This is a genomic window from Synechococcus sp. WC101 (assembly GCF_047461555.1).
Classification (GTDB): domain Bacteria; phylum Cyanobacteriota; class Cyanobacteriia; order Thermostichales; family Thermostichaceae; genus Thermostichus.
In genome coordinates this window covers 1-6,588 of sequence record NZ_JANSHG010000140.1, presented here as the reverse complement: position 1 = coordinate 6,588, position 6,588 = coordinate 1, and the positions used below count along the sequence as shown (strand labels likewise).

Here is a 6,588-nt window from a genome sequence, read left to right as displayed (position 1 = left end):
CTCTTCCCCCAACACGTCGATGAGGCGCGACAGCCGCAGCTTCAGCGTCCGCTCCAGCGGTGGCCGTTGGTCAAAGGTGGTGAGGCCAACCACCGATCCTCCCGCCAGCTCCAAAATCAACTGCACCGCCCGATCCCGCGCCAGGTCGAGGGTGGCAAAATTAACCCCCCGCTCATAGCGGGCCGAGGCTTCCGTGCGCAGTCCCTGCGAGCGGGCCGAGCGGCGCGTCACCACCGGGTCGAAGAGGGCGGCCTCCAAAAAAATGCTGGTGGTGGCCGAGCTCACTTCTGTCTCTTCTCCCCCCATCACACCTGCTAGGGCTACCGGCTGGCCGCCGGCCACGATGAGATGGCTTTCAGGGTGCAAGGTGCGGGTTTGGCCGTCCAGGGTTTTCAGGGTTTCTCCCGCCTGGGCAAAGCGCACCTCAATAGTGGGCTTCTTCTTGCCCATGACCTGCAGCAGGCGATCCCAATCGAAGGCGTGCAGGGGCTGGCCCCATTCCAGCAAGATCAAGTTGGTAACATCGACAACATTGTTGATGGAGCGCATGCCAGCGGCGGCCAGGCGATGCTTAAGCCAGTCGGGAGAAGGGCCGACCTTCACTCCCTCGATCAACACGCCACTGTAGGCGGGGCAGGCCTTGGCGTCGGCAATGCGCAGGTTGAAGTTGGGGATGGGCTTGGCCTGTAGGGGCTGAACCGGCGGCAGGCGCAGCGGGTTGCGGGTGAGGGCGGCCACCTCGCGGGCGATCCCCACCATGCTCAGAGCATCGGCGCGGTTGGCGGTGGAAGTGAGATCCAACACCACATCGTCCAGGCCTAGCAGCGGGCGGGCGTCAGACCCCAGCGGGTGGGCCTTGAGATCCAAATCAGGCGGAAATTCGTGGATCCCTTCCGAAGCCCTCTCCAGCCCCAGCTCGGCCAAAGAGCAGATCATGCCTTCCGAGAGCACTCCCCGTTTCTCCGCTTTGGCAATGGTCAGGTTCACAGCGGGCAGATGAGTGCCCGGCGTGGCCACAGGAACCAGCAAGCCGGCGCGGGCGTTGGCCGCTCCGCAGACGATGGTGGCCGGTTGCTCAGATCCCAAGTCCACCTGGCAAACGCGCAGCTTGTCAGCATTGGGATGGGGCTCGGCGGCTAGGATCCTGCCCAGCACCACCCCTTCTGCCCAACTGCGGCGATCTTCAATCTCCTCCACCTCAAACCCCACCAGAGTGAGGGCTTCTGCCAATTCTTCCGGGGAAAGCTCAAAGTCCACCAATTCCCGCAGCCACTTCAAGGAAATGCGCATCGCTGAGCCATCGCTGCAAACGCCGCACCCATTATCGCTCACTCCGAGTTCGGGCCAAAGGCAAGCAAGGCGCGCAAACTTCCCCTCGCAGGTAAGATGGTTACGCCGTGCCGAGGTACTGGCATCGAGGCAAGACGGCGCGTCTTTCAGGCTGTGGATGTGGGTATGGGACAACGGCAACTCTTGCGCGGGATCCTGATCGGTCTGGGCCTTCTGGCTGCCCTGGTGGTGTGGGCTATCACCTGGCTGCTCACCCAAAGCCCTCTGGCTTTGTTGCTATCTCGCCCGGCGCTGCCGCCGATTGTGGGCCTAGCTCCCCGTTCCACCCAGGCGCTGTTGCTGCTGGCCGCCCCTCTCGAGGATTTGCAGGCATTTTGGCAAGCGGCAACCCCCGCTTCCCAGCGACGCGCCACTCGTCAGCAGTGGCGGAAGTTTTTCTCCGGCGCAGGCCCGGGCTGGTTGGGAGCCATGCTGGCCGGGGGAGCCCTGGATTTCGAGCGGGAGGTGCAGCCCTGGCTGGGGAAAAGCACCCTCTTGGCCAGCTTGCCGGAGTGGGGCACCTTGGTTGCCTTGGAAACCCGCGACGCGGCGCTTGCCCAATTCGAGCTGAACCTGTTGTGGGAGCGGCAGAGCTTGGCCGGCTTGCCAGTGCAGGTGGATACCTACAAGGGCATTCAGGTGGTGTCCAGCCCGCTTCCGGAGTTGCAGGGGTTCACGGCAGCCCTTTTCGGCGAGCGCTATGTGCTGCTGGCAGAACAGGCTGCTGCCATTCGCGCCGCCATCGATGCGTGGCAGTTGCCGCAGTTGTCGTTGGTGAGCAAGCCGCAGTTTCGGCAGGTGATCCAGCCGCTACAGGAGGCGCATGTGGGTTGGGCTTTCTGGCAAAATCCGGAATCGCCCTCTCCCGACGCTCTGGCGTTGCAGGCAGTGGGGCTGGGGCTGGGGGTCAACTTTCGGGGGTTGGTGGCCGAAACTGCCACCCTTTGGCATACGCCTGCTGAGTTCGCTTTGCCGACGGTAGAAGCTTTTCATCCGCAGGTTATTCGGCATCTGCCCGACGAGACGCTAGCGCTAATTTCCGGACAGAACTGGGCCAACCTTTGGCAGAGCTTGGGGCGGATGCAACCCCTGAGCCTCTTCGGCCTGCGGCTGGATCCCGGCCAATGGCTGCAGCAGTTGCAATTGCAGGTGGAGCTGGACTGGCAGCACTTGTTGCCGGAAAGGGGAGAGTTCGCCCTTGCCTTTTTGCCCACGGATGGGGAACTGGCCTGGCTGTGGGTTGGCAAGAGGCCGGATGCGCCAACGCTGGATGAGCGGGCAATCGCCCAGGGCTGGCAGGTGGTGTCGATTGCAACTAAGCATGGCACCGCCACTGTCTGGAGCAAGCCGGCGGCCCAGCCGCAACCCCAGCCAAGCCACTCCACGCCGCGAGAAGACATCCCCCTCTTGGCCGGTGGGCTGCTGCAGGTCAGCGGCAGGGGAGGCTCTCCCCGGGTGCAGGCGGCAGAGGCTCTTCCCCAAGCCCTGCCCGCCATCCCGGAAGCATCGCCTCTCTCGGCCCAGGTGTACCACACCGACCGGGAAGGCTACTCCTACCTGGCTTCTTCTTTGGCGGCTTTGGAAGCGGCCCTGGCGGATCCTCCCTTGAGCGCCAGCCGCGCCTGGCGCAGCCTGGTGGCCCCCCTGCCCCACCGCAACCTGGGCTATGGGTACGGATCCCTGGGGGTTCTACCGGAAACTTGGCTGCCCCAACTGCAGGGATCCCGCTGGTCGTCCACGCGCCTGGCCTTCGCCACCACTGCCCTGACGCTGTCCGAGGCTCCCTATCCGGATCGGGGGCACTGGCTCCTCCAGAGGGGCAAGCTATTTTGGCAGTGGTACTGAGTGGAGCCCGTCAAACTATCCAGGGATCCCGGCAGCCGGGGTGAATGTACTTGCCCAAGTAGAGCTGGTTGCCCGTCTCGTTCCACTGCACAAAGTCGAAAATTTGGGTGAGCAGGAGCATTCCCCGCCCTGACTCTTCCGTTTCCAGGATGCCGCAGCGGCAGCGGTTTAGCTCCTCCTGGGGACGAAAGCCGGATCCCTGATCCCGCACCAGCCACTGATAAAACGGCTCGGAGCTGGCGTATTCGACGATCACCCTCTTGTTGGGATCCAGGCCATTGCCGTGGCGAACGGCATTGATGATCGCCTCTTGCAGGCCCAAACGCACCTCCGCCCTCCAGGGGGGGGGAACTTTGGCAATCAACAAATCCAGAACCGGCTGGGTATAGAGGGTGGAGGGAAAGCTGATAACGCTCCAGGAGCAGTGGGCTGGCTTGAGGGAGAGGGCAATCACAGGGGCAGTCGGGGGCACAACGCTCTTTTTCCATCCTAGCCAATCCCCGTTGGCCTCAGCCCGGTCGGGCCAGATTCCGGCAGGGATCCTTTTTGGCGTACCATCTTGAGTGGTAAAGCTCTTCGCGGTTACCCTGATCGACTATGGTGATCAAAGTTGGGGATAAGGTTAGGGTGCGCTCTATTCAGGATCGCGGACAAGAAGAGGTGAGCGCGCTGGTGGGCAAGGAGGCTGTGGTGCTGGCACGGCGGGTGGTCGATGGCAGTGGCATCGGCTACATTTTGGAATTTCCCGATCGCTCCCGGCACTGGTTTTTCGAGAGCGAGCTGGAAGTGGTCGATTCCGGCCACGCCAAGGATGAGCCGAGTTGAGCAGTCTGGCTACCGGCTAGACAGTGGATTAGTGGCAGTTGCGGTGTCGGATCCTCTCTGCGTGTAAGTTGCCGCAAGGTGGCCGCCCCAGCTCTCAGTTTCCTCAAGCCTACATTTCAGCTTCAGGTAGCCGGCCGGGGAGATGCCGTTCTCTTTTCCGATGGAGTTCTCGCCATATCAGGTTGGGAGCATCAAGCTCAGGGCCGCTGTTGTCCCGTTGCCGTTGTCTGGATAAGTGGTCGTGGCTTCTCTTCCCCATTTGAATCGTCGTTTGCTGGCCCGCCAGATGGCCGCCCAGGTGGATGGCCTGACCGTCAAAATGGCTGCCGCTGCTCTGGAGGCAATGCTAGACAGCATCAGCCAATGTCTGGCGGAAGGAGGATCGGTGCGGCTGGCGCGCTTTGGCACCTTCTCGTTGCGCTACCGCCCGGCCCGGCAAACCTATCACCCGCGCACCAAGGCCCCCATCCACATCCCCGCTGCCCAGGTGCCCCATTTCGTCCCCAGCCCGGAACTGGGGCGACCCAGGAGGGATCCCCAAGAAGAAGCGGAAGCGCTGGCATCCGTCTAGAATGGCCGTTTTGCTCTGGTTTCGCACCGATTTGCGCCTGCTAGATCACCAGCCGCTGACGCGGGCTTGCCAGCAGGGATCTCTCCTCATTCCCCTCTATTGCCTAGATCCGCGCCACTTTGGACAGACGGCCTTTGGCTTTCCCAAGACCGGCTCTTTCCGCGCCCAGTTCCTGCTGGAGAGCCTGGCCGACCTGCGGCAGCAGCTCCGGGCCCGCGGCTCTGACCTAGTCATTCGCCAAGGCCAGCCGGAGCAGGTGATCCCGGCCCTGGCGCGGGAGTGGGGGGTGGAGGCCGTCTATGCCCACGAAGAGGTGGGCACCGAGGAGGAGGCGGTTGCTGAGGCCCTGCAGCAAGCGCTGCAGCCCTTGGGGATCCGGCTCCATCTGGACTGGGGTCACACCCTCTACCACCCCGAAGATCTCCCCTTTGCCCTGGCAGACCTGCCGGAGGTGTTTACCCGCTTTCGCCAGCAGGTGGAAGCCAAGGCCGAGGTTCGCGCTCCCCTGCCCATCCCTTCCCTGCCGCCCCTGCCGCCGGGGCTAGATCCTGGCCCCCTGCCCACCCTGGCGGCGCTGGGGTTGAGCTTGCCGCCGCCGGATCCCCGCGCCCGCTTTGTCTATGCCGGCGGCAGCACCGCCGCCCAGGCCCGCCTGCAGACCTATATCTGGGATCTGGACCGGCTGCGCGTCTACAAAGAAACCCGCAACGGCATGCTGGATCCCAACGACAGCTCGCGCCTTTCTGCCTGGTTGGCGTTGGGCTGCATCTCCCCTCGCGTTGTCTACGCCGAAGTCAAGCGCTACGAGGAGGAGCGGGTGCGCAACGAATCCACCTACTGGCTGGTGTTTGAGCTGCTGTGGCGGGACTACTTTCGCTTCATCTTGGCCAAGCATGGGGCCAAGCTGTTTCGCCCCGCAGGGATCCAGGGGATCCCCATCCCTTGGCAGCAGGACGGGGATCGCTTCCAGGCTTGGTGCCGCGGCGAGACCGGCTACCCCCTGGTGGACGCCAACATGCGGGAGCTGGCAGCCACCGGCTTCATGTCCAACCGCGGGCGGCAGAATGTGGCCAGCTTCCTCACCAAAAACCTGGGGATCGACTGGCGTCTGGGGGCGGAATGGTTTGAATCGCTGCTGATTGACTACGACGTGGCCAGCAACTACGGCAACTGGAACTACACCGCCGGCGTAGGGAACGATGCCCGCGGCTTCCGCTACTTCCACATTCCCAAGCAATCCCGCGACTACGATCCCCAGGGCCACTACCTGCGCCACTGGCTGCCGGAACTGGCCGGGATCCCCGGGGACAAGATCCACGAGCCCTATCGCCTCAGCGCCGCCGAGCAAAAGCAGTTTGGCGTGCGGCTAGGGGTGGACTATCCCCGCCCTGTGGTGGATCTGGAAAAGTCCCTGCAGGCCAGTCGGCGGGCTTACGAAGCGGCCCTGGCCCGCTACCGCCGCGGCTAGGGGGATCCCCTGGAAACGGGAGTAGCGGGCGGGGGGAGGAGGCGGCTAAGACGGCGCAGGCCAGGCAAACCTGCATCCACCACCACCACGCTGCCATCTGGCAAAACGAGCAAATCGCCGGGCTGTTCAAACCGAGCCACAGAAGCAGGGCCATCCTGCCAGCCTGGCTCATCCTGTCCGGCCAAGGTGGAAACCTGTCCATTGGGCTGCAGGCGCCGCAAGCGATGGTTGTCTCGGTCGGCTAGCCAGAGGATCCCCGACCTATCGAAGGCCAGACCTGCAAGAGTTTGAAAACGGGCTTCCGCCAAGGGGCCATCGCGGTAGCCTGCTTCCGCCCGCGAGAGGGTGGTCAGTTGCCCGTCGGCAGAGAGCCGGCGCAGGCGATGCCGGTCTGCAATCCAGAGATTCCCTTCCCTGTCCACCGCTAGGGCCGTGGGTTGCAAGAGCTGAGCTTGGTCTGCCGGCCCATCGGCGGATCCCGGCTGGCCGGTGCCAGCCGCTGTGGTGACCTCGCCAGCGGGGCTGATGCGGCGGATGCGACGATCGGCGC

Annotated in this window: 6 protein-coding genes and 1 pseudogene; 4 read left to right on the top strand and 3 right to left on the bottom strand. The window is 63.9% G+C overall.

The genetic code is table 11. The annotated features are described in order from the left end of the window. Nucleotides 1-1,290, bottom strand: a 1,290-nt coding sequence (gene pheT / locus NW809_RS09840) for a phenylalanine--tRNA ligase subunit beta (RefSeq protein ID WP_414402032.1), incomplete at its 3' end; no start/stop codon positions are given. Between the two features lie 96 nt (nucleotides 1,291-1,386). Between pheT and NW809_RS09835 the strand changes: the two genes are divergently transcribed. Further along, nucleotides 1,387-3,174 (top strand): DUF3352 domain-containing protein, encoded by a 1,788-nt coding sequence (locus NW809_RS09835; protein ID WP_414402031.1) that lies wholly within the window; start codon nucleotides 1,387-1,389, stop codon nucleotides 3,172-3,174. A gap of 10 nt (nucleotides 3,175-3,184) precedes the next feature. On the opposite strand, the gene NW809_RS09830 is transcribed toward NW809_RS09835, so the two are convergent. Continuing rightward, on the bottom strand, nucleotides 3,185-3,646 hold the full coding sequence (locus NW809_RS09830; RefSeq protein ID WP_276307391.1) for an ATP-binding protein: 462 nt from the start codon (nucleotides 3,644-3,646) through the stop codon (nucleotides 3,185-3,187). Nucleotides 3,647-3,801: 155 nt separating this feature from the next. Between NW809_RS09830 and NW809_RS09825 the strand changes: the two genes are divergently transcribed. The 3 genes from NW809_RS09825 (at nucleotide 3,802) to NW809_RS09815 (ending at nucleotide 6,038) form a co-directional block, all read left to right on the top strand. Further along, nucleotides 3,802-3,999, top strand: a complete 198-nt coding sequence (locus NW809_RS09825) for a cytochrome b6f subunit family protein (protein WP_414346629.1) — start codon at nucleotides 3,802-3,804, stop codon at nucleotides 3,997-3,999. A 241-nt stretch (nucleotides 4,000-4,240) separates the two neighbouring features. Further along, entirely contained in the window at nucleotides 4,241-4,570 is a 330-nt protein-coding gene (locus tag NW809_RS09820; protein WP_240527754.1) for an HU family DNA-binding protein, read from the top strand. A gap of 1 nt (nucleotide 4,571) precedes the next feature. After that, entirely contained in the window at nucleotides 4,572-6,038 is a 1,467-nt protein-coding gene (locus NW809_RS09815) for a DASH family cryptochrome (protein ID WP_414402030.1), read from the top strand. On the opposite strand, the pseudogene NW809_RS09810 reads toward NW809_RS09815, so the two are convergent. Then, nucleotides 6,035-6,588 (bottom strand): annotated as a pseudogene (locus NW809_RS09810) (hypothetical protein); the annotation flags it as partial. The gene NW809_RS09815 and the pseudogene NW809_RS09810 sit on opposite strands and share 4 nt — an antisense overlap.